The following is a 25,754-nucleotide window of genomic DNA, read 5'->3' as shown; positions in this document are numbered from 1 at the left end:
AGCGAACGGCCGGTCGGGCTCAGGAGCCGACCTCCTGAAAGCGAGTGGGATCCTGCTCGAAGGCCTCGAGGCACGACGCCGAGCAGAAGTAGATGGTGCGGCCGTCGTGGGTCGTGCGGTACCGGGCGTCGGCGACGTCGACGGTCATGCCGCAGACGGGGTCGATCTCCTCGTGACGCGGCGGTGAGGCCTCCACCATCGGTGAGTCGAGTTCACCGGCCGCGCGCAACCGCACGATCTCGGCGAGGATCGCGACCGCGATCTCGTCGGTCGAGACGTGGCCGAGATCGAGCCCGGCGGGGGCGTGCACGCGCTCGAGCCGGTCCTCGGCGACGCCTCGATCACGCAGGTAGCCGAGCACCGCGTCCGCGCGCCTGGCGGACGCCACGAGCCCCACGTAGATGGCCGGCGTCGCGAGGGCGCGTTCGAGGGCACCCTCGTCGTAGTGACCCTGCGTCGCGACGATCACGAACGAGCGATCGTCGACGTCGTCGAGGTCGAGCGACGTGATCACCGTGTCCGCCTCGTGGCCGGACACCGAGCCTCCGTCGTCGATCGCGAGCGTCCGCCAGCCGAGGCCTCGGGCGAGCCTGGTGAGGGCCAAGGCGGCGGGCGACCTGCCGATCGCCACGAGCTGGGGTTGCGGCAGCACGGGTTCCACGTAGACCTCCAGGGCACCTTCGCTCTGACACGCGATCGGCACGCTCACGACCCCGTCGCGGGTGTGCGCGGCGAGCTCCTCGGGCGGACCCAGGAACAGCAATCGGGGGGTGCCTTCGTCGATCGCCTTCAGGGCCTCGCGCACCACCGTCGGCTCGGCGCACGCGCCGCCGATCCATCCGCGCACCGTGCGATCGGGCGTGATCAGCGCCGTGGCACCCTCCTTGCCCGACGACGGCGCGCGGCGCCACACCACGGTGGCGAGCACGTACGGACGACCCCGTGCCGAGAGCTCTGCGGCGAGCTTCAGGACCTCGGGTTTCACGACCCCCCTTGCGCCGCCTGGATCGCGTCCCACACCTTGGCGCTCGTGAGCGGCATGTCGATGTTCTTCACGCCGAGCGGCTGCAGCGCGTCGATCACCGCGTTCACGTATGCGGCGGGGGAGCCGACCGTGGCCGACTCCCCGACGCCCTTCGCGCCGATCGGGTGGTGAGGTGAGGGCGTCACGGTCTCACCCAGCTCGAACTTCGGCGTCTCGACCGCGGTCGGCAGCAGGTAATCCAGGAAGTTCGACCCGATGCAGTTGCCGTCGTCGTCGAACGTGATCTGCTGCATCGCCGCGATGCCGAAGCCCTCGGTCAGACCGCCGTGGATCTGGCCCTCGACGATCATCGGGTTGATGCGCACGCCGCAGTCGTCGACGGCGACCATGCGCTTGACCTGCCACTCGCCGGTCTCCGGGTCGACCTCGACCGCGACCGCGTACGTCCCGAACGGGAACGTCAGATTCGGCGGGTCGTAGTAGTAGTTGCCTTCCAGCCCGGCCTCCATGCCGTCGGGGAAGTTCGTATACGCGGCGAACGCGACGTCTTGGATCGTGACGGCCCGGTCGGGCGCGCCCCTCACCGTGTAGTTCGGACGGTGGAACTCCACGTCTTCCTCGCTGACCTCGAGCAGGTGCGCGGCGATCTTCCGCGCCTTCTCGCCGACGCGTCGAGCCACCATCGCCGTCGCCGCACCAGAGACCGGGGTCGAGCGCGAGGCGTACGTGCCGAGCCCGTACGGCGTGTTGTCGGTGTCGCCGTGCATCACCTTGATGTCCTCGGGCTGGATGCCGAGCTCCTCGGACACGATCTGGGCGAACGTGGTCTCGTGTCCCTGGCCCTGCGTGATCGAGCTGATCTTCAGGATCGCCTTCCCCGTCGGGTGGATCCGCAGCTCGGCGCCGTCGTTCATCTTGAGGCCGATGATGTCGTAGTCCTTGTGCGGACCGGCGCCCACGACCTCGGTGAACGAAGCGAGCCCGATGCCCCAGAGCTTGCCGTCGGCGCGTTCACGCTTCTGCTCCTCGCGCAAGCCGGCGTAGTCGATCTTCTCGAGCGCCAGGTCCATCGCACCGTGGTAGTCGCCCGAGTCGTAGACGAACCCCGTGACCGACTCGTAGGGGAACTGGTCCTTGTCGATGAAGTTCTTCTTGCGGATGTCGGCCGGATCCATGCCGAGCTCGTACGCGGCGTTCTGTACGAGCCGCTCGATCAGGAAGGAAGCCTCGGTCACCCGGAACGAGCAGCGGTAGGCCACACCGCCGGGCGCCTTGTTCGTGTAGTAGCCGTCGGCTTGGACGTGGGCGGCCGGCAGGTCGTAGGAGCCGGTCACGATGTGGAAGAGACCGACCTTGAACTTGCTCGGCTGGGCGTCGGCATGGAACGCGCCCTCGTCGGCGAGCAGCGACGTCCGCAGGCCCAGCATCGTGCCGTCGTCTTTCAGCGCGAGCTCGCCGTGCATGTGGAAGTCGCGCGCGAACCCGGTCGAGATCAGGTTCTCGGTCCGATCCTCGATCCACTTCACGGGATGTCCGAGCAGCAACGAGGCAGCCGTGGCCACGACGTAGCCGGGGTAGACGGGCACCTTGTTGCCGAAGCCTCCACCGAGGTCGGGGGAGATGATGCGGATGTTCTCCTCGGGCAGACCCGCCACGAGCGCGAACACCGTGCGGATCGCGTGCGGCGCCTGCGACGTCATGTAGATCGTCGCCTGCCCGGTCGCGGGGTCGACGTCGGCAACGCAACCGCACGTCTCGAGGGGTGACGGATGTGAGCGCGGGTAGAACGTGTCGAGCTTCACGACCCTGTCGGCGTCGGCGAACGCGCGATCGGTCGCCTCTTCGTCGCCGGACTCCCAGTGATAGATGTGGTTGTCGGTCTGGTCGTCCTTCTCGTCACGGATCAGCGGCGCGCCGTCGGCGGCGGCGGCCTGCGGGGTGACGACGACGCCGAGCGGCTCGTAATCGACCTCGATCCTCTCGAGGGCGTCCTTCGCGACGTAGGGGTCGTCGGCGATCACGGCGGCGACCTCTTGCCCCTGGAATCGCACCTTGTCGGTGACGAGCACGGCCTGCGTGTCGCCCGACAGCGTCGGCATCCACGCGAGGTTGTGCTGCGCCATCAGCTCGCCGGTCACGACCGCGACGACACCCGGCATCGCCTGGGCCGCTGATCCGTCGATCGAGTTCAGCTTCGCGTGGGCGTACGGGCTCCGCAGGATCGCCATGTGGAGCATGCCAGGCAGCTGCACGTCGTCGACGTAGTTGCCTCGACCGCGCACGAAACGGTCGTCTTCCTTTCGTCGGACGCTGTGGCCGATGCCGCGGATCTCTTCGGTCTCGGTGGCCATGTGTCGGGCTCCTTCGATCTCGTGGCTCGTGGTCAGGCGTTCGCGGGCGCCGGAGTCGGCGCAGACTGCTGTTGGGCCGCGGCTGCCGCCTGGATCGCCTTCACGATGTTCATGTAGCCCGTGCACCGGCAGATGTTGCCGCCGATCGCGTCGCGAACGTCGTCGTCGCTCGGCGCCGGGTTCTGCTCGATCAGGGCCTTGCCGACGAGCATCATGCCCGGCGTGCAGTAGCCGCATTGCAGGCCGTGGTGCTCCTTGAACGCGGCCTGCATCGGATCGAGTCCCGCCGCGGTCAGCAGGCCCTCGACGGTCGTGATCTCGACGCCCTCGGCCTGCACGCCGAACAAGGTGCACGACTTCACCGGCACGCCGTCGTAGAGCACGGTGCACGCGCCGCAGCTCGTGGAGTCGCACCCGATGTGCGTGCCGGTGAGGCGGAGATCCTCGCGCAACACGTGCACGAGCAGCTCACGTGGCTCGATGTCGAGGGTGTGGGCGGTGCCGTTGACGGTGATCGTGACTTCCATCGCTCGGGTCCCCCTCGCGCTCAGGCCGCGCCGGCCATCTCGGCGGAGCGTGTGAGCCCGCGCCGTACGTAGACCTCGACCATGTGCCGTTTGTACTGCTCGCTGCCGCGCACGTCGCTCACCGGGCTGGAGGCCGCGGCGGCGAGCCGGCCGGCCTCGGCGAACAGCTCCTGGCTCGGAGCCTGGCCGACGAGCGCGTCCTCGGCGGCGGTCGCCTTGATGTTCGTGAGCCCGACGCTCGTGAGGCCGATGCCGGCGGTGCCGATCGAGCCGTTCGACATCATCAGCCTGGTCGCGACCGCCACCGTCGCGTAGTCACCGATCTTCCGCTCGAGCTTCAGGTACGTGCCGCCGTAGGCACCGGTCGGCGACGTGATGCGGATCTTCGTGAGCAGCTCGTTCGGTGCGATCGACGACTGGAACGTGTCGGCGAGGAACTCGGTGACCGGCACCTCGCGCTCGCCGTCCTTGCTCTTCAGCACCACGCGCGCGTTCGCCGCGAGCGTCACGGCGCCGAGGTCGCCGCTCGGGTCGCAGTGGGTGAGCGAACCGCCGATCGTGCCCAGGTTGCGCACGAGGGGGTCCGCGATCTGCGGCGCGGCGGCCGCGATCATCGGGTACTTCGAGCGGATCAGATCGGAACCGGCGAGCTGGTTGTGGCGGACGAGCGCACCGATATGCAGCTCCTCGCCCGTCTCCTCGATCGCGTCGAGGCCCTCGATGCGGTTGATGTCGACGAGGTGGGCGGGCGCCGCGAACCGTAACTTCATCATCGGGATCAGGCTCTGGCCGCCGGCCAGCACCTTCGCGTCGTCACCGAGCGACGCGAGCAGGTCGAGCGCCTCGTCGATCGTGGTCGGCCGGTGGTACTCGAAGCTGGAAGGCAACATCGTCGACTGCTCCCCCTTGCGTGGCCGTTGTCGTCGCCAACCGACGGCAGCGCTTCCTTATCGCACGCGTCGCGAGATCAGGCAAATCGTTTCTGCCGGCGTTCCGGACACGCATCGGTCCGGCCGGGGCGAGCGTTCGAGGGGATCGTCAGCGAGCCTCGGTGCCGGGCGCCGGACGGTCGTGGATCGGGCCCGGGCGTTCCCTCAGGAGGCCGCCCTTGCGTGCGTGCCTCGCCGCGACGATCTCGGCGACGATCGCCTGCGCGATCTCCTCGGGACCCTCCGCGCCGAGGTCGAGCCCGGCGGGGCCGTGGATGCGCTCGCGATCTGCGTCGCTGATCTCGACTCCCTCGTCGGCCAGCTCCATGAGCAGCCGGTTGGTGCGCGCCGACGGCCCGAGCATGCCGATGTAACCGGCTTCGGAGTCGAGCAACGACCGCAGGTACTCCTTGTCACGCAGGAAGTTGTGCGTCATCACGACGACGTGGGTGCGGCGGTCGATCGTGGCCGTCTTGCCGACGTGCTCGGGCGCCTCGACGCGCACGAACCCAGCCGCCTCGGGGAACCGCTCCTCGTTGAGGAACCCGGGCCGGTCGTCGACGACGATCGGGCTCCAGCCGATGCCGCGCGCCGCTCGCACGAGCGGGATCGCGTCGTGACCGGCGCCGCAGACGAGCAGTCGGAGCGGCGGCTCGAGCACTTCGACGAAGGCCCGCACACCGTGCTCGAACGTGCGGATCTCCGAGCGCTCGGCGTCGAGCAGCTCACGGGCCGCCACGATCGCCTCGGCGTCGACGACCGGGAGTCCGAGCGTGCCCTCGGGCTCACCGTGTGGCCGCACCACGATGCGGGCGCCCGGCGCGACCGCCTCGTCCTCGCTCTCCAGCACGGTCACGACGCTGATCGGGTGTTCCTCCTCGAGCGCGGCGCGCAACGCGTGCGCGACCTCACCGGCCTGCTCGGCCGGCTCGATGAACACCTCGATCGCACCGTTGCAGCCCAGCCCGAGACCCCAGACCGCGTCGTCGTCCGCCGTGAGGTCCCAGCCGGCGAGCCGGGCGGTGCCCTCGTCCATCACGATGCGGGCCATGTCGGCCACGTCTCCCTCGAGGCACCCGCCGCTGATGTTGCCGATCGGCGCGCCATCCTCGGGCACGAGCAGGCGCGCGCCGGGGCGGCGGTAGGTCGAGCCGCGCACAGCCACGATCGTGGCCAGTGCCATCCGCTCTCCCTTGGCCGACAGGGACTCGATCGCCTCCAGGACGTCGGTGATCTCGCTCACGGCTCGATGGTCGCACAGCCGGCGTCAACCGGCGACCGTGGAACGGCCCTGAGACGCAGGGTCTTCACCTTCGCGTTCTGGGCGCCGATAGAAGCGCGGGGGATGGATCAGACCTTCAACTTCCGCGCGGCTCCAGTGCCGCTGAGGCGCCGTCTGAACCCGCGGGCGCTCGCGCTCGCGGTGGCGGCGTTGGTCACGCTGTCCGGCATCGCCTCATGCTCGCGCTGGGTGATCGACAGCGAGCGCCGCAGCATCGAACGCGCCGAGCGGGCGGGCGCCGTGACCTCCATCATCGGCACGATCTCCGGCGGCGACGACGCGGCGGAATCGAGTTCCGTCTCGGGAGCGCAGACGATCGACGCTCCTGCTCGTTCGGACACTCTCGAGGCTCTCGACGCCGCGCGCCGGGCCGCAGCGGGGCGAGCATCGTTCCTCGACGCGGGGCCGGGGCAGCTCAGCTCGATGGCCCGGGCGTTGATCTTCGTCGATGGTCCGTCCCCGGTGACCGGCGTGGTGAGCGTCGCGTCGACCCAGGGGGCATGGGCGGCGGCCGTCATGGGGCCGTCGGGCACGTGCTACTGGCTCCGCTTCTCGCCCGGCGAGGGTCCGAGCTACGGGACCGGTGAGCCGTGCACCGGAGACGCCGCGCTCGCGGCAAGCAGCGACTCCTGGTAGCCACTGTGCCTCGGTCGGCTTGCCGTCGCGGCTCACGCCCCGACGGGCGCCGAGCTCCGCGCGCCGACCGCGAGACCGCTCTCCCGGTCGAAGAAGTGGAACCGAGCCGGGTCAACTGACAGACGCACGGTGTCGCCCGGCCTGCAGTGCGTGCGGGCGTCCACGCGCGCGCAGAACCGGCACACCTGCTGCTCGTCGGCGATCAGCGGGATGTTGTCGTGGTCCGACTCGTCACTGGCCGCGGCGATCACGTCTTCGGTCAGCACGGGCGGGGCCTCGACGGGGAAGATGATGTTCACCTCCGAGCCCAGTTCCTCCGTCACCTCGGCGCGCACCTCGAGGGTCGGGAGGTCCTCGGTGTGCCAGACGTCGCAGTCCTCGAGGTCCGAGGGACGGATGCCCAGGATCACCCGGCCTCCAACGCGGTCCTGGAGCCCGTCGGAGTCCTGGCGCGGCAGCGAAAAGCCGCCGAAGGAGATCGTCTTCTCGCTCACGTCAGCTTCGACCAGGTTCATGGGCGGTGAGCCGATGAAGGCGGCGACGAAGAGGTTCGCCGGGTGGTTGTAGAGGTTCTGCGGCGTGTCGACCTGCTGGAGGACACCGTCCTTCAGCACCGAGACCCGCTGGCCAAGCGTCATCGCCTCGACCTGATCATGGGTCACATACACCGTGGTCGTGCCGAGACGCTCGTGCAGGCGGGAGAGCTCCGCTCGCATCTGGACGCGCAGCTTCGCGTCGAGGTTGGACAACGGCTCGTCCATGAGGAAGGCACGAGGCTCTCGGACCATCGCCCGACCCATCGCGACGCGCTGCCGCTGGCCGCCCGAGAGTTCCGCGGGCTTACGGCCCATGAGCGGGACCAGGCCCAGGATCCTCGCGGCGTCGGCGACCCGCGTGCGTTGTTCACCCTTCGGGGTCTTTCGCAGCCGCAGGCCGAAGCCGAGGTTCTGCTCGACCGTCATGTGCGGGTAGAGCGCGTAGTTCTGGAACACCATCGCGATGTCGCGGTCCTTCGGCGGCAGGTCGGTCACCTGCGTTCCCCCGATGGAGATCTCGCCGGCTGTGACCTCCTCGAGTCCGGCGAGGATGCGCAGGATCGTGGACTTGCCGCACCCCGACGGTCCGACGAGGACCATGAACTCCCCGTCACCGATCTCGAGTGATACGTCATTCACGGCGACGACGTCGGTGCCGAAGACCTTCGAGACGCGGTCCAGCACGATGTCGGCCATCAGCGGTGCTCCTTCCGTCGGGCATGAGTGTGTGCGGCCAGCCGAGCATGGGTCAAGGCACGGCGCGCGCGGACGTAGGCGGCCGCCGGCGCGCCGAGCCTGTCGAGACCCAGCCACGCGGCCCCGATCACGGGGGGGTCGGTCAAGACGGTGAAACTCGCGGCCGGCGCGACCTCGTGCACGCCGTCGCGGATGCGACGGAAGAAGGCGTCGTCGTCGGTGCGGAAGATGCCCCCGCCGAGCACGACGTCGACATCCAGCTTCTGCATGCGCAGTCGTTTGATCGCGGTGGTGACCATCGCGACGATCTCATCGGCCTGCCGATCCACGACGCTCCGGGCCACGGGGTCACCCGCCGATGCGGCGCTGAACACGAGCGGCGCGAGCTCGACGAGGCGGTCCTCCTCCACGCGTCCGTAATACACGGCCTCGAGCACCTGACGAGGTCGTCGGAGCCCGAAGTGCGCCGGTACGAGTTCGGCGAGGGCGGTCTTCGCACCACGACCGTCCTCGGACCGGATCGCGTACCAGAGTGCCGCCTCGCCCACGTCGGAACCACCTCCCCAGTCACCCGAGATCGGACCGACCGCGGGGAACCGGGTGATCCTGCCGTCGGGGGCCACGGCGGAGCAGTTCGTGCCGAAGCCGCACACCACGCCGACACCCCAGTGCCGCTCGGTGCCGGCCCGCAAGACGGCGAACGTGTCGTTGCGTAAGACGCTCTCCTGGGTGAGGCGCTGCGCCCGCAGCCACCGCAGGATCTTCCGGTCGTCTGCCGGAAGGTCGGCGCCGGCGAGGCAGTACACGCCGAGATCGGCGACGGGGAGGGCGAGATCGATCTGCGCGTCTCTGCACGCGCCATGCACGGCATCGAGCACCTGGCCCATGTGCTGCGGGCCACCGTTCTCCTCGAACTCCTGGGTACGGATCCTGAAGGCTCCCAGCACGGTCCCGTCCCGCTGCAACAGCGCGGCGTCGATCTTCGATCCGCCTCCGTCGACCGCGAGGAGTGCCGGGTGGCGGCTCACGGGAGCTCCTCGAGCTCGTCGACCGTCACGAACGAAGCGCCGGCGTCGCGGAGCCCGTCGACGATCGGTCGCAATGCGTCAGCCGTGCCGCCCGGCCAGCTGTGCAGAAGCACGACGGCCCCGTCGCCGTGTCGTGTCACCCGCTCGAGCGTGTCGTCGGCGATCGCGGTACCGGTGCGCCACGGTTCCCAGTCTTCGAGCTCGACGTGCCAGTGCACGTTGCGGTAGCCGAGGGAAGCCAGCATCGCCAGCACGCGGGGGTCGTCGTGCCCCGCACCGAATGGACACCGGAACCATGGCCGCGGGTCGGTGCCCGTCGCGGCGACGATCGCCTCGGCCGCATCGGCCATGTCGGCTGCGAGGCCCGGGTCGGTCAGCAAGGGCATCCGCGCGTGGTAGTGCGAGTGGTGCCCGACGAGGTGCCCCTCGTGGGCGATGCGTGCGGCGATCGAGGGGTGCGCTTGCGCCCACCGCCCCTGCACGAACACGGTTGCGCGGACCTCCAGGTCACGCAGGGTGTCGAAGATGCGTTCGGCGGCGTCGGGAGGACACCACTGCCGATCGGGATGCTCCGCGTCGAAGGTCAGCGCGACCCGGAAGTCGGAGCCCTCTGTCGAGCCGACGACACCCCCCCGGCGCTCATTCATGGGTGGTCACCTTGGCCGCGCGGTAGTAGGCCCCGGGGTCACGGCCGCGGAGTCCGGCGAGCCGCCAGGCGAGCAGCTGGCAGGGGAGGATCGACACCGCGGGAGCGAGGGCGCGCTCGAGCGGGCCCGTCGCGACTCGCATCGCTCCCGATCCGGGCTGATCGTCGGCCGTGACCAGCAGGACACCCGCCCCTGTCGCGAGGAGTTCTTCGGCCAGGGTCAGGTCGAGCTCGAGGGTCTCCGGCTCGGTCGCGATCACCACGGCGGCCAGGCCCGGTCCCGCGAGCTCCAGTGGTCCGTGACGGAACTGGCCGGTCTGGAGGGACTCCACCGGCATGCCCACGGCTTCCTTGATCGTGAGTGCGCCCATCTCCGCTGCGGCCCGGCCCGGTCCTCGGCCGAGGATCACCATCGTCTCGCGCTCGCCCAGCCAGGACACCAGCCGCTCCGGCAGATCGGCGTCGCCCAGCAGGCATTCGATCGCCACGGCGGCCAGCTCGGCGTCGGTCGCGAGGCGCTCGAGCGCCTCGCCGGGCGGGGTTCCCCCGAGCATCCGGGCGAGCGCGCCGAGGACGACGAGGGAGCCTGCGAAGGTCATCGTCGAGGGGCCTGTCTCCTCACCAGCTCCGGTGTCGACCGAGAGATCGGCCAGCGAGGTGAGGGTGTTCGCGGTGCCGTTCGTGATCGCGACCACCACCGGGTGCTCGGCCTGTCCGGCGAGACCGGCGGCCACCCGCACCACTTCGATGCTTTCGCCCGACTGGCTTACCGCGACGAGCATCGTCGATGGGCGGAGCATCCCCGTCCGAAAGTGCAGGAGCTCCGCGGCGTCGAGCATGACCGCCGCGATGCCCGCGCGGGCAAGCTCGGCCACGGCCGGGTAGCACGCGTCGTAGGAGCTCCCCATCCCGGTGAAGACGAGGGTCCGCCCGGCGGATGCATGGGCGATATCGTCGAGGACGGCGCGCTGGTCGTCGAGGCCGGCCGCCGCTCGCCGCACGGCGTCCGGTTGGCTGGCGATCTCGGCGATGAATGGGTCAGGAAAGTTTCCTAACGATTTCATCGCCGCGAGTGTACGATGCCGGCACCATGGGTGTGAAGGTGGCGGTCGTCGGCGGCGGGAGCACCTACACCCCTGAGCTCGTGGAAGGGTTCGTGCGACGCGACGACCGTCTCCCGGTCGACGAGCTGGTGCTGTTCGACATCGATCGGGAGCGCCTCGACGTCGTCGGCGCGCTCGCCGACCGCATGATGCGCAAGGTCGGCTGGACTGGGCGGCTGAGTCTCACCACCGACCGCCTCGAGGCGATCGAAGGCGCCGATTTCGTGATCGTGCAGCTCCGGGTCGGAGGGAATCAGGCGCGCTACCTCGACGAGACGATCCCGCTCGAGTTCGGGTGCATCGGTCAAGAGACGACCGGCCCTGGGGGGTTCGCGAAGGCGTTGCGCACGGTGCCGGTCGTGCTCGAGCTCGCGCAGCTCACGGCGGAACGAGGCGCGCCGGAAGCGTGGTTCGTCGATTTCACGAACCCGACCGGACTCGTGTCCCAGGCGCTGCTCGACGAGGGGCACAGGGCGATCGGGTTGTGCAACGTTGCGATCGGGTTCCAGCGCGACTTCGCCGAGATCTTCAGCGTGGACCCCGGTCACGTCGGGCTCGACCACGTGGGGCTGAATCACCTCACGTGGGAACGCAAGGTGCTCGTCGACGGCGTCGATCGCCTCCCGGAGCTGCTGGATCCGGCCGTCGACCCAAGCCCTGCGGTTCGCGGGTACCTGGACGAGCTGGACGACGAGATGCCGTTGGAGATCGCCCGGACGTTGGGCGCGATCCCCTCGTCCTACCTGCGGTACTACTACCTGACCGACCGGGTGATGCGCGAGCTGCGCGGTGGGCGCAACCGGGCCAAGGAGGTCATGGAGATCGAGGCCGGGCTGCTCGAGCTCTACAAGGATCCCACCCTCGACACGAAGCCGGAACTGCTCGAGGAGCGTGGAGGCGCCTTCTACAGCGACGCTGCTGCGGCATTGGTGGCGTCGCTGCATGCGGGCACCGGCGACGTGCAGGTCGTGAACCTGCCGAACGCCGGTGCGATCCCGAACCTGCCCGACGACGACGTCGTGGAGATCGCGGCTCGCATCGACGCTTCCGGCGCACACGCCATCGCCACCGACCCGCTCGCCCCCGAGATGGCCGGGCTGGTCCAGCACGCGAAGGCCTACGAGCGCCTCACGATCGATGCTGCCACCTCGGGCAGCCGGGCCACAGCTCTCAGGGGACTGCTGGCGAATCCCCTGGTCGGGGACTACGAACGAGCCCGGCCCCTGCTCGATGCGCTGCTTGCGGCGAACGAGCGCCACCTGCCCAGGTTCTTCCCGGCCTGACGCTCTCGATCAGTCCTTCGGCAGCTCCCACGCGTGGCGCTGCACCTTCGCGAGGGCGTCGACCGCGTCCTGCACCCCGCGCTCCCCGTCTCGGAACACCGCCTCCATGAGGTAGACGGATTCGCGGAGCCCGGCGGCCTCTGCGACGGGGAACGACATCCCCCGTGGGTCGAGGCGGTCGGCGTGCTCCACGGCCACGGGGAGACGTGACAGCGACGGCTGGAACAGCTCGTAACGGCTCATCGGCGGGTACTGCACCTCCGCCGGGATGCCCTCAGCTTCGAGGGCGGCGCAGACGGTCTCGTTCGTGGCGCCCCCGAACGCACGCGGGTCGATCGCCAGGATGTAGTTGTAGAAGCTCCATCGCGTGATGCGCCGGTCGCGGGGCATGACCCGCACGCCTGGGATGTCGGCCGCCAACCGCTCGAAGCGAAGGCCGTTGGTTGCGCGCTCTTCCTGCTGTCCTGGGAACCGCCGCATCGCGACCACGAGCAGTGCGGCGTTCAGCTCGGAGAGCCGGTAGTTCGACCCGAACGTGAACTCCTTCTCCTCGGTGTCCTTCGCACGCCCGCAGTCGATGATCGAGTGTGCGCGCCGTGCCAGGGTGTCGTCGTTCGTCAGGAGCGTGCCGCCCTCGCCGGAGGTGAGGATCTTCGACGATTGGTGGCTGAACGAGCCGAAGTCTCCGATGCATCCGGCGCCGCGGCCACGCCACTGTTGCCCGTGGGCATGTGCACAGTCCTCGATCACGGCCAATCCGTGCCGGTCGGCGATCTCGGTCAGCCGGTCCATGTCGGCCATCTGGTGACCGAGGTGCACCGGGATGATCGCCCGCGTGCGCGGCGTGATGGCCGCCTCCACGAGATCAGGGTCGATGCACCACGTCTCGGGGGTGACGTCCACGATCACGGGCAGGGCGCCCGCGGCCATCGGTGCGTACGCGGTGGCGGCGAACGTCAGGGCCGGCACGATCACCTCGTCGCCCCATCCGACGTCGAGCGCCTTGCACGCGACCTCCATCGTCACGGTGCCGTTCATCATCAGGACCCCGTGGTGAGCGCCCTGGTACGCGGCGAAGGCCTCCTCGAACGCCGTCGCGTTCACGCCGGGCTCAGGGAAGCCTCCCCACTCGCCGCCTCGCACGACCTCGGACACGGCCTCGACGTACTCATCGTCGGGCGCGGGCCACGCAGGGTACGGCGTCGAGCGCACGGGGGTCCCCCCATTCACTGCGAGTTCAGCCATCGTCGCGCTCTCCTCTCTCAGTCCTCGCTCGGGATCGGTCAGGTCTCCGTTACCCACGCCTCGTGCCGGTCAGCGTCTGGGCGGCCCGCGCTCACGAACCGGCTGTTAGCGTGGCTGCGATGGGCGCACGCGTCGTCGTGATCGGCGGGGGATCGGCCTACATGCCGGGGATCGCGTTCGCCTTCGCCCATCATGCCGAAGCGTTCGGGGACGCGACCCTGGTGCTGCAGGATGTCGACACCGGCGCGCTCGACCTGCAACGGCGTCTGACGGGCAGCATCCTGCGTTCGAGGGGAGCTCGAGGCGTTCGGGTAGAGGCTCATGGCGATCGGTCCCCCGCGCTGGAGGGCGCCGACGTCGTCCTCGCGGCCTTCCGGCCGGGTGGTCTGGTGGCCCGGCACCTCGACGAGCGCATCGCGATCGACCACGGCGTGATCGGACAGGAGACCGCTGGACCCGGCGGGTTCGCCATGGCCCTCAGATCGGTGCCGATCGTGCTCGAGGTCGCCGAGGAGATGAGGAGGCTCGCTGCCTCGGAGGCCGTCCTCCTCGACTACACGAACCCGGTGCAGGTCGTGAGCGAAGCGATGCGTCGGTTCGGCCCGGCGCTGCCGTTCCTCGGCCTCTGCGATCAAACCGCCGGCGAGGCCCGGTTCCTCGCGAGGCTGTTGGACATCGACGCTGATGCGATCGCGCTCGACACGTGCGGCACGAACCACATGACGTTCACGCGGGGGGTGCGGGTGGCGAGCGAGGACGTCACGACCGAGCTGTGGACGCTGCTCGACTCCCTGCCGTTGGAACGCCTGACGTCCGTCGCCGAGCGGCGCATCGTGCAGCTGTTCCGCCTGCTGCACCACGTGCCGAGCGAGTACATGCAGTACTTCTTCTTCCACGACGAGGTGCTGGCCGAGCAGCGAGCGCAGGGTCGCACGCGCGCGCAGGAGGTGATGGCGATCCTCCCCTCGGTGCTCGAGAGCTACCGACGGGAGGCCGACGCCGAGGATCCGCGCCCGTCGATGGCACGTGCGAGCGAGGCGCACGGCGATTTCGCCGTCTCCGTGATGGCCGCGATGCTGACCGGCACGCACCGGCGAGCGATCCTGAACCTCCCGAACGCCGGTCAGGTCGACGACCTCCCCGACGGCACGATCGTCGAGACCCCTGCGACGATCGACGGCCGAACCGTCTCGGCTGTCCCGCAAGGAGCGCTCCCCGTCGAGGTGAGCGGGCTGGTCCGACAGGTCGCGGTGCACGCTGCGATGACCGCCGAGGCCGCGGTCACGGGAGATCGCGAGCTGGCGGTGACGGCCCTGGCCCTGCACCCCCTGGTTCGGAGCGTGAACCTGGCGGATGCGCTCGTGGCGTCCTACCTCGAAGCGCACGCCGAGCACCTCCCTGCGGGCTGGGGGGGCCGATGACCGACGGCGTTCTGATCGCGGCGTCGACGCCGGATCTCGTGCGACGCGGGCGGGGTCACACATCGACGTCCTGCTTGCGCGCACCGACATCGCCGAGGACGCCCGCGGCCGCCGCTCCTGCCGCCGCTCCCGCTCGCAGCGACTCGAGGCACGATGCCCCGTCGAGCCGGGCAGCCAGGTAGCCGGCGTTGAACGCGTCGCCGGCGCCGACGGGGTCGACGTCGTCGGAGGTCGGCGGACGGAGCTCGCGCCAGGCGCCGTCGGGCTCCAGGACCGCGGCGCCGTCGGCGCCGCGCTTCACGACGACCTCGCTGGGCCCCAGCTCCGCGCAGCGCCTGGCCGACCCCGCGCCCGAGCCGCCCACGAGCAACGCGAGCTCTCGCTCGCCGCCGAGCACCACGTCGCAGCGTTCCAGCAGCGGCATCACGAGCTCGTGTGCGCGATCGGATCCCCAGAGGCCCGGACGGAGGTTCGGGTCCACGGCGCGGAGCCCGCCGGCGCGGTCGAGGAGCGCGATCGCCGCGGCCTGCGGCCCCGCCCCGAGCATCGCCGTGATCCCGGTCACGAGCACGGCGCGGGCGTCGGCGACCGGCACCCCGTCCAGCGCGGCTGGGTCGAGCGCGCTCGCGGCCGATCCGGTACGCCAGTAGCGCACCCCTCCCCGAGTATCGCGCAGCATCAGACCCGTGGGTCGCGCTGGGTCGGTTCGGACCCATCGGAGATCGACCCCTTCTCGCTCGAGGGCCTCGCGCACGCGCGTTCCGGCCGGGTCGTCCCCCAGGCTGCTGATCCACGCAGTGCGGAACCCCAGACGGGAGAGGGCGACGAGTGCGTTGCTCTCGGCGCCGCCGTGAGTCCCGGAGAACGCCGTCGCGGTCTCGAGCGGCCCGTCGTAGGCGACGAGGGAGAGCATCGTCTCGCCGAGCCCGATCACGTCGTAGGTCGTGCCACTCATCTCGTCGCCGCCTCGAGCGCGGCAGCGGCGCGGGCTCGCAGCTCGTCGAGCTCGGCGGGTGTCTCGGGCGGACGGTGTCCGGTGAGCGCCGCCCCGAGACCGACCGCCGTCGCGCCGGCGGCGAGATAGGCGCCGACGTCGTCGACGGCGATACCGCCCGTGGCGAGCATCCCGACCCCAGGGAACGGCGAGCGCAGGGCGCGGATCAGCTCCGGCCCGCCACACGGACCTGCGGGGAAGACCTTCACGGCCGAGGCGCCCAGGCCACGAGCTCGCAGCAGCTCGGTCGGCGTGAGCACACCGGGGATCGGCTCGACGCCGAGGGTGGTCGCCTGCTCGACCACCTCGTCGACGAGTCCGGGCGACACGACGAATCCGGCTCCGGCGTCGGCGCTCGCCCGCACTTGATCGGCGTCGAGCACGGTGCCCGCGCCGATCGTGGTGCCGGTTGCCGCGACCGATGCGATCGCGTCCAGGGCCCCGGGCGTGTCGAGCGTGACCTCCAGGAGCGGTATCCCTGCGTCGGCCAGTGCCTCGAGGACCGGGACAAGGTCGGCCGTTGCCCGATAGCGGATGATCCCGACCAGCGGTCCTGCATCGAGGAGCGTCATCGTTGCCAGTGACCTCCGTGCGCCGGTCGGGGCGGCCGCCGGTTGTCTTGACTGGGGTCCGGAAGCGAGCGTAGCATCCGCGCGAATAGTTAGGAAAGTTTCCTTTGCACTGAGGGGAGGCGCGACGCACCTCGACCGGAAGGCTCCGGCCGCCGGCACGCCCAGCCTGCTTCGTGCGATCAACGAACGCACCGTGCTGGATTGCGTGCTGCGCATCGGGCCGATCTCCCGAGCCCAGATCGCACGCGAGACCGCCTTGTCCAAGCCGACGGTCTCGCAGGCGCTCACCGGGCTCGAGCGGGCGGGCCTCGTCCACGAGGCGGGGCGGTCGAAGGGCGGGAAGGGACCCACGGCCATCTTGTACGAGTTGAACCCCCGGGCCGGCTGGGTCGTCGGCATCGATGTCGGACGGGACTGGGTCCGGGCCGCGATCGCCGATGTCACCGGGGAGTTCGTCGCTCGCCGGGACGAGCGGGCGCGAGTGAAGAGCGCGCGGACGTTGATCACGCAGATCGGCGCGATCGCCCACGGGCTCGCGGCCGACGCAGGCATCAGGTGGCGACAGGTGACGTTCGCCACGGTCGGGAGTCCCGGCGTGTTCGAGCCCGAGCGTGGTCAGGTGGCGCTCGCATACAGCCTGCCGGGGTGGGGGCGAGAAGGCCTGGTCGAGATGGTGCAGGCCGAGCTCGGCACCAAGACCGCCTTCGAGAACGACGTGAACCTGGCGGCGCTCGGTGAGCAGTGGCACGGGCTCGGCAAGGGTGTCGGCAACTTCGTCTACCTGCACCTGGGCACGGGCGTCGGCATGGGGCTGGTGCTCGACGGCGAGCTGTTCCGCGGCAGCACCGGGGCTGCCGGTGAGGTGGGGTACATGCCGCTGGTGGGCACCGATCTGAAGGACCCGACGAGCCGCCGCCGGGGTGCGCTCGACGCCGCCGCGAGCGCCGCCGGGGTCGTCGCGACCGCGCGGAAGCTCGGCATGTCGCCGCCGCTGACCGCCAAGCGCGTGTTCAACGCGGCTCGCGCGGGTGACGCGAAAGCCAGGCGGGTCGTGCGCATGGAGGCCCAGCGCATCGCGCTCGCGATCGCGGCGGTTGCCTCGGTCGTCGATCCGGAGCTCGTGATCCTCGGCGGCGGCATCGGCGGCAACGGAGACCTCCTGCTCGAACCGGTGGAACGGGAGCTGCGTTCGATCTCGCCGTTCCGACCACGGGTCGAAGCATCGGTGCTCCGCGAGGAGGCCACGCTGTACGGCTCGGTGTTCATGGCGCTGCAGGCGGCGCAGGACCAGCTGTTCGCCAGAGGGAAGGTGCCGGCCTGATGCACGGAAGATCGCTCACGAACGTACAACCGATCATCAGCAGCTCGGAAGAGATCCCGGGAACGACCGGGGGAGGGAGGCGCATGATGAGGCCTTTGGTGGTGGCGACGGCCGTGCTCGCGTTCGTGGCCGCGGCGTGTACGGCTGGTGGCGGGGACGAGCCCGCTCCCACCGTGGACACCGCCGCGTCGAACGAGCCGGTGACCGTGACGCTCACGGGGGAATGGACCTCGAAGCGCGAGTGCGACGAGTGGCAGAACTCGTTCAAGGACGGCTTCGAGGCCGAGTACCCGTGGATCACGGTCGACGCGAAGTGCGGCGTGACCGAGGAGAAGCAGATCGCGGCGATCAACGCGGGCAACCCGCCCGACGCGTTCCTGTCCTTCGGGGTCGACAACGTCGGACGCTTCTGTGACTCGGGCGCATGGGTGGACCTGAACCCCTACATCGACGGGGAGGCCGGGTTCGATCGCAGCATCTTCCCCGAGACCGCGCTTACGTACACGAGCTTCGAAGGAACGCAGTGCTCGCTGCCGTTCCTGACGGACACGACCGCGCTCTACTACAACCTGGACCTGTTCCAGAAGGCCGGTCTGACCGATCCGCCGAAGACCACGGACGAGTTGACCGAGGACGCGAAGGCGCTCACCGAGTTCAACGCCGACGGGTCGATCAAGGTCGCCGGGTTCGTGCCGGTGACCGACTACTACTGCTGCAGCAGTAACCTCTTGAACCTCGGTCACATGTTCGGCGCGCAGTACCTCGACGAGGAAGGGAATCCCGCGTACGCGACCGATGCCGCATGGGCCGAGATGTTCCAGTGGCAGCACGACTTCATCGCCGAGGTCTATGGTGACGGCGACTTCCAGGTGGGTGCCGACAAGCTTCGGAAGTTCGTGGCCGGCGCAGGGAACGAGTGGGGCAAGCCACAGGACTTCCAGCGGGGCCGGGTCGCGATGCAGATCGACGGTGAGTGGAGGAATGCCTTCCTGGCGGACTTCGCGCCCGACCTGAACTACGACACCGCCCCCTTGCCGACCGCACCCGATAAGACCGATCAGTACGGGTCGGGCGTCGTCGGCGGCACGATCATCGGTATCCCGAAGGGGGCCGAACACCCCGCGGAGGCCTGGCTACTCGTGAAGTACCTGGCGACGAACACTGAGACGCTCGTCTACATGGCGAACTACGTGAACAACGTGCCCACGACGATCGATGCGATCAACTCACCCGATCTGAACCTGCCCGAGCAGTTCGGCACGTTCATGGAAGCCTTCAACCACCCGGACTCGGCGTACAGGCCGACGACGGTGATCGGCGAGGAGTTGGAGCAGTACTTGGTCAACTTCGCGGCCGACTGGCAAACGGGTGACGCGAGCGACCTGCAAGGCGGACTCGAGAGGGCCACTCAGGAGACGCAGGACGCCCTCGACCAGGCGCAACTCTAAGGAGCGGAACCACGGCGCAGGCGACGACGGCACCGATCGAGCGGGGGACGCGGCGAACGTCCCCCGCTCGCCGGCGCCAGACGCTGAAGCGGTACCTGCTGGTGCTGTTGTTCATGTCGCCGTGGATCGTGGGGTTCCTCGCGTTCACGCTCTACCCGATGATCTCCAGCCTGTATTTCTCCTTCACCAGCTACGACCTGCTCTCCACCCCCCACTGGATCGGGCTCGAGAACTACCGCTTCATGTTCACGAAGGACCCCCTCTTCTGGACGGCGATCAAGAACACGGCATGGATCATCGTGATCGGCGTGCCCGTTCGCATACTGGCGGCGATCGTCACCGCCTCGTTGCTCGTGCGCCCAAAGCGGGGGGTCAAGGCCTATCGCACGCTGTTCTTCGTGCCGACCCTCGCGCCGGCCGTCGCCGCCGCGCTGGCGTTCCTCTTCCTGTTCAACCCGGAGACGGGCCCCGTGAACCAGATCCTCGGAGCGGTCGGCATCAAGGATCCGCCGCTGTGGCTCTTCGACGCACAGTGGTCCAAGCCCACTCTTGTGCTGTTGATCCTGTGGGGAGTCGGCGACGCGATGATCATCTTCCTCGCGGGCATGCTCGACGTGCCCCGACAGCTCTACGAGGCGGCCGACATCGAAGGCGCGAGCGGTTGGCAGAAGTTTCGCTCGGTGACTCTGCCCTTGATATCGCCGGTGATCTTCTTCTCGCTCGTGGTCGGCGTGATCTACGGTTTCCAATACTTCACGCAGCCGTACGTGATCAGCTTCTGGCTCACCGGTGATGCCGCCCAGATCGGCCACCCGCAGAACTCGCTGCTCTTCTTCACGTCGCGCCTTTACCAGATGGGGTTCCAGAACTTCAAGATGGGGTATGCCTCGGCGCTCGCGTGGGTGTTGCTCTTGGTGACGATGATCTGCACCCTCTTGATCCTGCGGAACTCGAGGCGATGGGTGCATTACGGAGGGGGGCTCCGATAGCCACGCCGACCGTCTCCGTCGCACGAGGGCCGGCACCGGCCCCCGCTGCTCCGTTGGTGCCGCGGCCGGTGCCGCCCGAGATCCGCAGACGGCGGTTCCTGATGTCGGTCGCGAACCACTCGATGTTGATCGCGGTCGCCGCGATGTTCACCCTCCCGTTCCTGTTCGTGATCCTCACGTCGTTGATGACGACCGACCAGGCGCTGACCACCGAGCTGTGGCCGCGGCCGTTCCAGTGGAGCAACTACGCGGAGGTGTTCCAACGGCTGCCGGTGATCCGCTACGCGTTCAACACGATGACGATCGCGACGCTGTCGACCGTCGGCGTGCTGGTCTCGAGCATCCCGGTCGCGTACGCCCTGGCGCGCATGCGGTGGCGCGGCCGCAACGCAGCGTTCGTCGTGATCCTGGCGACGATCATGCTGCCGTATCAGGTCACGATCGTGCCCCTGTACGTCGTGTTCGCGCGTTACGGCTGGATTCCGTCGTTCAAGCCGCTGATCGTGCCGCTGTTCTTCGGCGACGCGTTCTCGATCTTCCTGATGCGGCAGTTCTTCATGACGATCCCCGAGGAGCTCTCCGACGCGGCGCGGGTGGACGGCGGGAGCGAGTGGCAGATCATGACGCGAGTGGTCGTGCCGCTCGCGAAGCCGGCGATCGCGGCCGTCGCGCTGTTTCAGTTCCTCTACTCATGGAACGACTTCTTCGCACCCCTGCTGTTCCTGAGCGATGACCCCGGGCTGTGGACGCTCGCGATCGGCCTGAACGAGTTCCGAGGGCTCCACCAGGTCGAGTACAACCTGATGCTGGCCGCCTCGGTGCTGTTCATGCTCCCCGTGATCGTGTTGTTCTTCCTGGCTCAGCGGGTGTTCATCGAGGGCGTCACGCTGACCGGCGTCAAGGGCTAGTCGGATTCGTCGCGTCGAACGGAGGTCTCTGGGTGCGGGTGGCGTTGTTCGGATGCGGGTGGGTGCAGGACTTCCACGCCCGCGGCGTGCTGGCGCACGGGGATGAACTGGTCGCCGTCGCGAACCATCGAGAGGAGAGCGCCCTCGTCTTCGCCGAGCGGCACGGCGTGCCACGCGTGACCACCGACTGGCAGGAGCTCGCAGGCGATCCTGAGGTCGACGCCGCCATCGTGGCCACACCGAACTTCCTACACGCGCCCCAGTCGATCGCGCTGCTCGAGGCGGGAAAGCACGTGTTGGTCGAGAAGCCGATGGCGGTGTCGCTCGCCGAGTGCGACGTGATGATCGAAGCGGCGCGCTCCTCGGCGGCATCACTGATGGTGGCGCACTGCTGGCGGTTCCGCGACGAGGTGATCGCCCTCCGCGACCGCATAGCGGCGGGCGGCCTCGGTGAGGTCGTGAAGACCAGGGGTTACGGCGTGCACGCGAACTGGGGACCGAGCGGCTGGTTCACCGACCCCGCGCTCTCGGGGGGCGGGGCGCTGGTCGACATGGGGGTGCACGCGATCGACACGGCGCGGTTCCTGCTCGGCGACCCGGAGCCCGGCCGGGTCTGCGCGAAGATCGGCACCCGGTACGGAGCGTACGACGTCGACGACGACGCGATCCTGCTGATCACGTGGTCGCAGGGCACGAACTCGATCGTCGAGAGCGGTTGGTGGCATCCGCACAAGGAGGGCATGGAAGCCGACACCGAGGTCTACGGCACGAAGGGCTACGCACGCATCTTCCCGAGGCTGGAGCCGAGCGAAGACTACGAGCACTGCACGCAGCCGATGTACACAGCGCAGGTCGCGGAGTTCCTCGACGCGATCGCCGGGGGCCGCCAGCCGCAGCCGACCGGCGACGACGGGAGGGCCGTGATCCAGGTGGTCGAGGCCGCGATCGAGTCGGCCACTTGAGGCTCAGCGCCCCTCGCTCGCAGCCGGTTCGCGCGTCTTCCACCCCGGGTCTAGACTTCGGCGCCTACCGAGTTCCGACCACGCTGCACCGCCGCGGGAAGGGGGATCCGTCCGTGACGAACGTGTCCGTGAGCGTGAACGGGCAGTTGCGCGAGGCCGACGTCGAGCCACGCACGTTGCTCGTGTACTTCCTGAGGGAGACCCTCGGACTCACCGGGACCAACGTGGGGTGCGACACCTCGACGTGCGGTTCCTGCACCGTGCTCGTTGACGGCGAGTCGGTGAAGAGCTGCACGATGCTCACCGCCCAGGCCGACGGCCGCGAGGTCACGACGATCGAGGCGATGGCCGACGGCGACGCGATGCACCCGATCCAGGACGCCTTCCACCGCAACCACGGTCTGCAGTGCGGCTACTGCACGCCGGGCATGGTGATGGCTGCCGCGAGCTACCTGAAGGAGAACCCGACGCCGACCGAGGAAGAGGTCCGCGAGGCGCTTGAGGGCAACCTCTGCCGGTGCACCGGGTACCAGAACATCGTGAAGTCCATCCTCGACGCCGCCGGTTCGATGAGCGGCGCCACAGCCTGAGGAGGAGCCGACATGGTCGCGACCGAGAACTACGTCGGCAGCCCGGTCCTTCGCAAGGAGGACGCCAAGCTCCTGACGGGCCAGGGCAGCTACGTCGACAACCAGTCGATGGCGGGCATGGTGTGGATGACGCTCGTGCGGCCCCCGCACGTGCACGCCACGATCGATTCGATCGACGCGTCCGCCGCAGCGTCGATGCCGGGGGTGGTGGCGGTCTACACCGCCGCAGACCTCGAGGATGCGTTCCCGTCGAGCCTGCCCATGGTGTGGCCGATCACCGAGGACATCAAGATCCCGACGCATTGGCCGCTCACGAAGGACAAGATCCGGTTCGCGGGCGACGCGGTCGCCGTGGTCGTCGCCGAGACCCGTGAGCAGGCGGAGGATGCCGCCGAGGCCGTGACGGTGCGTGCCACCGAGCTTCCCGTGGTGAACGACCTCGAGGAAGCCGCGAAGGACGAGGTGGTGCTGCACGAGGACCTCGGCACGAACGTCGTCGTGCACTGGTCGCACGGCGGCGGCGGCGACCAGTCGGTCTTCGATTCGGCGCCGGTGATCCTGCAGGAGCGGTACACCCAGCCCCGGTTGATCCCGAACGCGATCGAGGCCCGCGGGTGCCTGGCGTACGGCATCCCCGCCGCGGGCGAGTTCACGCTCGTCTCGGCGACCCAGATCCCGCACATCGCGCGGGTTGGGTTGTCGATCGCGACGGGCATCCCGCAATCGAAGCTGCGCATCATCGCGCCCGACGTCGGCGGCGGGTTCGGCTCGAAGCTGAACGTCTACGCGGAGGAAGCCCTGGCGCTCGCTCTCGCGCGGAAGACCGGGCGCCCGGTGAAGTGGATCGAGACGCGGCAGGAGAACTACCTCGCCACGATCCACGGCCGCGGTGTGCTGCACGATTGCACGCTCGCCGGCACCGACGACGGCGACATCCTGGGCATGAAGTTCGTCGAGCTCGCCGACATGGGTGCCTACTTCCAGCTGCTGACGCCCGGTATCCCCGAGCTCGGCGGGTGGGTGTACATGGGGCCCTACGACACGAAGGCGTACTGGTACGAGTTCAGAGGCATCATGACCAACGCCACGCCGACCGACGCCTACCGCGGCGCCGGCCGGCCGGAGGCGACGTTCGTGATCGAGCGACTCGTCGACGCGTACGCGAGAAAGATCGGGATGGATCCGGCCGAGGTCCGGCGGAAGAACTTCCTGCCGCCGTCCGAGGAAGCGTTCGGCTCGATCATGGGCCTCAACATCGACTCGGCCAACTACGAGCCGACCTTCGACCGCGCGCTGGAGCTCGCCGAATACGACCAGTTGCGGAAGGAGCAGCAGGCGCGACGCGATCGCGGTGACGTGAAGCAGATCGGCATCGGGCTCTCGAGCTACATCGAGATGTGCGGACTGGCCCCGTCGGAGATCCTCGGCGCACTGCGCTACGTCGCCGGCGGCTGGGACGCCGCCGAGATCGAGTGCCGTCCCGACGGCAAGGTCGTGGTCCGGACCGGCACGTCGCCGCACGGGCAGGGGCACGAGACGTCGTGGTCGCAGATCGTGGCCGACGGACTGGGCGTGACGCCCGACGACGTCGAGGTGCTCCACGGCGACACCTCGGTCTCCCGGCTCGGGATGGACACGTACGGATCGCGCTCGGCGAGCGTCGGCGCGGAAGCGGTCGCGAGGGCGCTCGAGAAGGTCCGCGACAAGGCCCGTACGATCGCCGCACACGAACTCGAGGTGAGCGAGGACGACCTCGAGTGGGCGGAAGGGGCGTTCCGCGTGCAGGGCGCGCCCGACAAGGCTCGCACGATCCCCGAGCTGGCCGCCTCGGCGTGGCACGCGCACGCCCTGCCGAAGGACATGGAACCCATGCTCGAAGGCACGGCCGTGTTCGATCCACCGAACTTCACTTGGCCCGGCGGCACGCACGTGTGCGTCGTGGAGGTCGACACCGAGACGGGCAAGACGGACATCTTGAAGTACGTCGCGGTCGACGACTGCGGCAACGTGATCAACCCGATGCTGGTCGAGGGCCAGGTGCACGGTGGCGTCGCGCAGGGAGTCGCCGAGGCGCTGTACGAGGAGGCGATCTACGACGAGTCGGGCAACCTGACCACGTCGTCGATGACCCAGTACCTCGTGCCGACCGCCGTCGAGATCCCGACGATCACCCAGGACCGTACGGTGACCCCGTCGACGACGAACTCGCTGGGCGTGAAGGGCATCGGCGAAGCGGGCACGATCGCCTCGCCGCCCGCCGTCGTGAACGCCGTCATCGACGCGGTCTCGCATCTCGGTGTGAACCACATCGAGAAGCCGGCATCACCCGAGCGGGTGTGGCGAGCGATCAAGGACGCGCAAGGGGGTGCGGCATGATCCCGGCGGCCTTCGAGTACGCGAGGGCCGAGTCGGTCGACCACGCCATCGAGCTGCTCGGCGGCGCCGACGACGCGAAGATCCTGGCCGGCGGACACTCGCTGCTTCCTCTGATGAAGACGCGGCTCGCGCAGCCGTCACTCCTCGTCGACATCACGCGTATCGGCGACCTGTCGTACATCCGCGAGGACGGCGACCAGATCGCGATCGGAGCGCTGACGCGTCACCACGACGTGGCGAACAGCGAGCTGTTGCAGCAGGCGGCGCCGATCGTGGCCGACACGGCCGAGCAGATCGGCGACCCGCAAGTGCGCCACGTGGGCACGATCGGCGGGTCGATCGCGCACGCCGATCCGGCGGGCGACATGGGCACGGTGATGCTGGCGCTCGGCGCGTCGTTCATGGTCCGCGGCGCCGGCGGAGCGTCGCGCACCGTCGCGGTCGGCGACTTCTTCAAGGGGCTCTTCCACGCCGACCTCGCCCCGAACGAGGTGCTCACCGAGATCCGCGTGCCGAAGACGACCGGCGGCTGGAGCTACCTGAAGTTCCATCGACGGGCGATCGACTGGGCGATGGTGGGGGTGGCCGCGGTCCAGCGGAACGGCTCGGCGAGCGTTGCCCTCACGAACATGGGCGAGACGCCGATCCGAGCCGCCGGTGTCGAGGAGGCGCTCGCCGGGGGAGCCGATCCGGCGAGCGCGTCGCAGCGTGCCGACGAAGGCACCGCGCCCCCGTCCGACGCGTTCGCCAGTGCCGAGTACCGCAAGGAGGTCTCCAAGGTGCTGGTGCGGCGGGCCCTCGAGGAGGCGCTCGCGTAACGACCGCCGGGTTCGCCACGATCTGGAGGTACGAGGTCGACCCCGAGCGGGTCGAGGCGTTCGAGCGAGCGTACGGCTCCTCCGGCGCCTGGGCGACGCTCTTCAGGC

Annotated in this window: 23 protein-coding genes; 11 read left to right on the top strand and 12 right to left on the bottom strand. The window is 69.3% G+C overall.

From position 1 onward, the window contains the following. Window positions 1–19: 19 nt before the first annotated feature. The 5 genes from VFI59_08940 to VFI59_08920 form a co-directional block, all read right to left on the bottom strand. A complete protein-coding gene (locus tag VFI59_08940; protein HET6713819.1) occupies window positions 20–985 on the bottom strand; it encodes an XdhC family protein in 966 nt (321 codons plus the stop codon). Continuing rightward, entirely contained in the window at window positions 982–3,336 is a 2,355-nt protein-coding gene (locus VFI59_08935; protein HET6713818.1) for an aerobic carbon-monoxide dehydrogenase large subunit, read from the bottom strand. The genes VFI59_08940 and VFI59_08935 overlap by 4 nt, the downstream gene beginning before the upstream one ends. Window positions 3,337–3,368: 32 nt before the next feature. Then, entirely contained in the window at window positions 3,369–3,863 is a 495-nt protein-coding gene (locus VFI59_08930; protein HET6713817.1) for a (2Fe-2S)-binding protein, read from the bottom strand. 20 nt (window positions 3,864–3,883) lie between these two features. Next, the gene (locus VFI59_08925) at window positions 3,884–4,753 is read right to left on the bottom strand and encodes a xanthine dehydrogenase family protein subunit M (GenBank protein ID HET6713816.1); all 870 of its coding nucleotides are present in this window, start codon (window positions 4,751–4,753) and stop codon (window positions 3,884–3,886) included. 148 nt (window positions 4,754–4,901) lie between these two features. Beyond that, window positions 4,902–6,035 (bottom strand): XdhC family protein, encoded by a 1,134-nt coding sequence (locus VFI59_08920; GenBank protein ID HET6713815.1) that lies wholly within the window; start codon window positions 6,033–6,035, stop codon window positions 4,902–4,904. A 102-nt stretch (window positions 6,036–6,137) separates the two neighbouring features. Here VFI59_08920 and VFI59_08915 point away from each other — a divergent pair, with 102 nt between their 5' ends. Then, window positions 6,138–6,710: a hypothetical protein gene (locus VFI59_08915; GenBank protein HET6713814.1), complete on the top strand. Its 573-nt coding sequence runs from the start codon at window positions 6,138–6,140 to the stop codon at window positions 6,708–6,710. Between the two features lie 32 nt (window positions 6,711–6,742). Here VFI59_08915 and ugpC read toward each other — a convergent pair whose 3' ends face one another. From ugpC to VFI59_08895, 4 genes are read right to left on the bottom strand one after another with little or no spacing between them, the layout of a single operon-like run. Then, entirely contained in the window at window positions 6,743–7,942 is a 1,200-nt protein-coding gene (gene ugpC, locus VFI59_08910) for a sn-glycerol-3-phosphate ABC transporter ATP-binding protein UgpC (GenBank protein ID HET6713813.1), read from the bottom strand. Further along, entirely contained in the window at window positions 7,942–8,970 is a 1,029-nt protein-coding gene (locus VFI59_08905; GenBank protein ID HET6713812.1) for a BadF/BadG/BcrA/BcrD ATPase family protein, read from the bottom strand. Before VFI59_08905 ends, ugpC begins: the two co-directional genes overlap by 1 nt. Beyond that, complete coding sequence (locus tag VFI59_08900; GenBank protein ID HET6713811.1) at window positions 8,967–9,617, bottom strand: polysaccharide deacetylase family protein; 651 nt, start codon at window positions 9,615–9,617, stop codon at window positions 8,967–8,969. Before VFI59_08900 ends, VFI59_08905 begins: the two co-directional genes overlap by 4 nt. Then, window positions 9,610–10,680, bottom strand: coding sequence for an SIS domain-containing protein (locus VFI59_08895; protein ID HET6713810.1), 1,071 nt, complete (start codon window positions 10,678–10,680; stop codon window positions 9,610–9,612). Before VFI59_08895 ends, VFI59_08900 begins: the two co-directional genes overlap by 8 nt. 32 nt (window positions 10,681–10,712) lie before the next feature. Between VFI59_08895 and VFI59_08890 the strand changes: the two genes are divergently transcribed. After that, window positions 10,713–12,002, top strand: coding sequence for a 6-phospho-beta-glucosidase (locus VFI59_08890; GenBank protein ID HET6713809.1), 1,290 nt, complete (start codon window positions 10,713–10,715; stop codon window positions 12,000–12,002). A 9-nt stretch (window positions 12,003–12,011) separates the two neighbouring features. On the opposite strand, the gene VFI59_08885 is transcribed toward VFI59_08890, so the two are convergent. Beyond that, a complete protein-coding gene (locus tag VFI59_08885; protein HET6713808.1) occupies window positions 12,012–13,247 on the bottom strand; it encodes a DegT/DnrJ/EryC1/StrS family aminotransferase in 1,236 nt (411 codons plus the stop codon). A gap of 119 nt (window positions 13,248–13,366) precedes the next feature. On the opposite strand from VFI59_08885, the gene VFI59_08880 reads away from it, so the two are divergent. After that, window positions 13,367–14,668 (top strand): glycoside hydrolase family 4, encoded by a 1,302-nt coding sequence (locus VFI59_08880; GenBank protein HET6713807.1) that lies wholly within the window; start codon window positions 13,367–13,369, stop codon window positions 14,666–14,668. A gap of 55 nt (window positions 14,669–14,723) precedes the next feature. Here the strand turns inward: VFI59_08880 and VFI59_08875 are convergent, their stop codons facing one another. Beyond that, window positions 14,724–15,623, bottom strand: coding sequence for a sugar kinase (locus VFI59_08875; GenBank protein HET6713806.1), 900 nt, complete (start codon window positions 15,621–15,623; stop codon window positions 14,724–14,726). Continuing rightward, a complete protein-coding gene (eda, locus tag VFI59_08870; GenBank protein HET6713805.1) occupies window positions 15,620–16,234 on the bottom strand; it encodes a bifunctional 4-hydroxy-2-oxoglutarate aldolase/2-dehydro-3-deoxy-phosphogluconate aldolase in 615 nt (204 codons plus the stop codon). Before eda ends, VFI59_08875 begins: the two co-directional genes overlap by 4 nt. Before the next feature lie 193 nt (window positions 16,235–16,427). Between eda and VFI59_08865 the strand changes: the two genes are divergently transcribed. The 8 genes from VFI59_08865 (at window position 16,428) to VFI59_08830 (ending at window position 25,646) form a co-directional block, all read left to right on the top strand. After that, window positions 16,428–17,555, top strand: a complete 1,128-nt coding sequence (locus VFI59_08865; GenBank protein ID HET6713804.1) for an ROK family transcriptional regulator — start codon at window positions 16,428–16,430, stop codon at window positions 17,553–17,555. An 83-nt stretch (window positions 17,556–17,638) separates the two neighbouring features. Then, window positions 17,639–19,003: an extracellular solute-binding protein gene (locus VFI59_08860; protein HET6713803.1), complete on the top strand. Its 1,365-nt coding sequence runs from the start codon at window positions 17,639–17,641 to the stop codon at window positions 19,001–19,003. A gap of 101 nt (window positions 19,004–19,104) precedes the next feature. Then, entirely contained in the window at window positions 19,105–19,992 is an 888-nt protein-coding gene (locus VFI59_08855; GenBank protein HET6713802.1) for a sugar ABC transporter permease, read from the top strand. Window positions 19,993–20,048: 56 nt separating this feature from the next. Further along, the gene (locus VFI59_08850) at window positions 20,049–20,900 is read left to right on the top strand and encodes a carbohydrate ABC transporter permease (GenBank protein HET6713801.1); all 852 of its coding nucleotides are present in this window, start codon (window positions 20,049–20,051) and stop codon (window positions 20,898–20,900) included. A 32-nt stretch (window positions 20,901–20,932) separates the two neighbouring features. Next, the gene (locus VFI59_08845) at window positions 20,933–21,862 is read left to right on the top strand and encodes a Gfo/Idh/MocA family oxidoreductase (GenBank protein HET6713800.1); all 930 of its coding nucleotides are present in this window, start codon (window positions 20,933–20,935) and stop codon (window positions 21,860–21,862) included. 113 nt (window positions 21,863–21,975) lie between these two features. Continuing rightward, on the top strand, window positions 21,976–22,452 hold the full coding sequence (locus VFI59_08840; protein ID HET6713799.1) for a (2Fe-2S)-binding protein: 477 nt from the start codon (window positions 21,976–21,978) through the stop codon (window positions 22,450–22,452). A gap of 12 nt (window positions 22,453–22,464) precedes the next feature. Continuing rightward, window positions 22,465–24,828 (top strand): molybdopterin cofactor-binding domain-containing protein, encoded by a 2,364-nt coding sequence (locus VFI59_08835; GenBank protein HET6713798.1) that lies wholly within the window; start codon window positions 22,465–22,467, stop codon window positions 24,826–24,828. Continuing rightward, window positions 24,825–25,646, top strand: coding sequence for a xanthine dehydrogenase family protein subunit M (locus tag VFI59_08830; protein HET6713797.1), 822 nt, complete (start codon window positions 24,825–24,827; stop codon window positions 25,644–25,646). The genes VFI59_08835 and VFI59_08830 overlap by 4 nt, the downstream gene beginning before the upstream one ends. The last annotated feature ends 108 nt before the right edge of the window (window positions 25,647–25,754 follow it).

It is taken from the genome of Actinomycetota bacterium (genome assembly GCA_035697485.1).
Classification (GTDB): Bacteria; Actinomycetota; UBA4738; order UBA4738; family HRBIN12; genus JAOUEA01.
The sequence above is the reverse complement of the archived record's forward strand: the minus strand, read 5'-3'. Positions and strand labels throughout refer to the sequence as shown.

Bases quoted from the DNA above. Each gene is read 5' to 3' on its own strand.
- VFI59_08935 (HET6713818.1), bottom strand. From the start codon at position 3,336: ATGGCCACCGAGACCGAAGAGATCCGCGGCATCGGCCACAGCGTCCGA.
- VFI59_08930 (HET6713817.1), bottom strand. From the start codon at position 3,863: ATGGAAGTCACGATCACCGTCAACGGCACCGCCCACACCCTCGACATC.
- VFI59_08925 (HET6713816.1), bottom strand. From the start codon at position 4,753: ATGTTGCCTTCCAGCTTCGAGTACCACCGGCCGACCACGATCGACGAG.
- VFI59_08915 (HET6713814.1), top strand. From the start codon at position 6,138: ATGGATCAGACCTTCAACTTCCGCGCGGCTCCAGTGCCGCTGAGGCGC.
- ugpC (HET6713813.1), bottom strand. From the start codon at position 7,942: ATGGCCGACATCGTGCTGGACCGCGTCTCGAAGGTCTTCGGCACCGAC.
- VFI59_08900 (HET6713811.1), bottom strand. From the start codon at position 9,617: ATGAATGAGCGCCGGGGGGGTGTCGTCGGCTCGACAGAGGGCTCCGAC.
- VFI59_08895 (HET6713810.1), bottom strand. From the start codon at position 10,680: ATGAAATCGTTAGGAAACTTTCCTGACCCATTCATCGCCGAGATCGCC.
- VFI59_08885 (HET6713808.1), bottom strand. From the start codon at position 13,247: ATGGCTGAACTCGCAGTGAATGGGGGGACCCCCGTGCGCTCGACGCCG.
- VFI59_08880 (HET6713807.1), top strand. From the start codon at position 13,367: ATGGGCGCACGCGTCGTCGTGATCGGCGGGGGATCGGCCTACATGCCG.
- VFI59_08875 (HET6713806.1), bottom strand. From the start codon at position 15,623: ATGAGTGGCACGACCTACGACGTGATCGGGCTCGGCGAGACGATGCTC.
- eda (HET6713805.1), bottom strand. From the start codon at position 16,234: ATGACGCTCCTCGATGCAGGACCGCTGGTCGGGATCATCCGCTATCGG.
- VFI59_08860 (HET6713803.1), top strand. From the start codon at position 17,639: ATGATGAGGCCTTTGGTGGTGGCGACGGCCGTGCTCGCGTTCGTGGCC.
- VFI59_08835 (HET6713798.1), top strand. From the start codon at position 22,465: ATGGTCGCGACCGAGAACTACGTCGGCAGCCCGGTCCTTCGCAAGGAG.
- VFI59_08830 (HET6713797.1), top strand. From the start codon at position 24,825: ATGATCCCGGCGGCCTTCGAGTACGCGAGGGCCGAGTCGGTCGACCAC.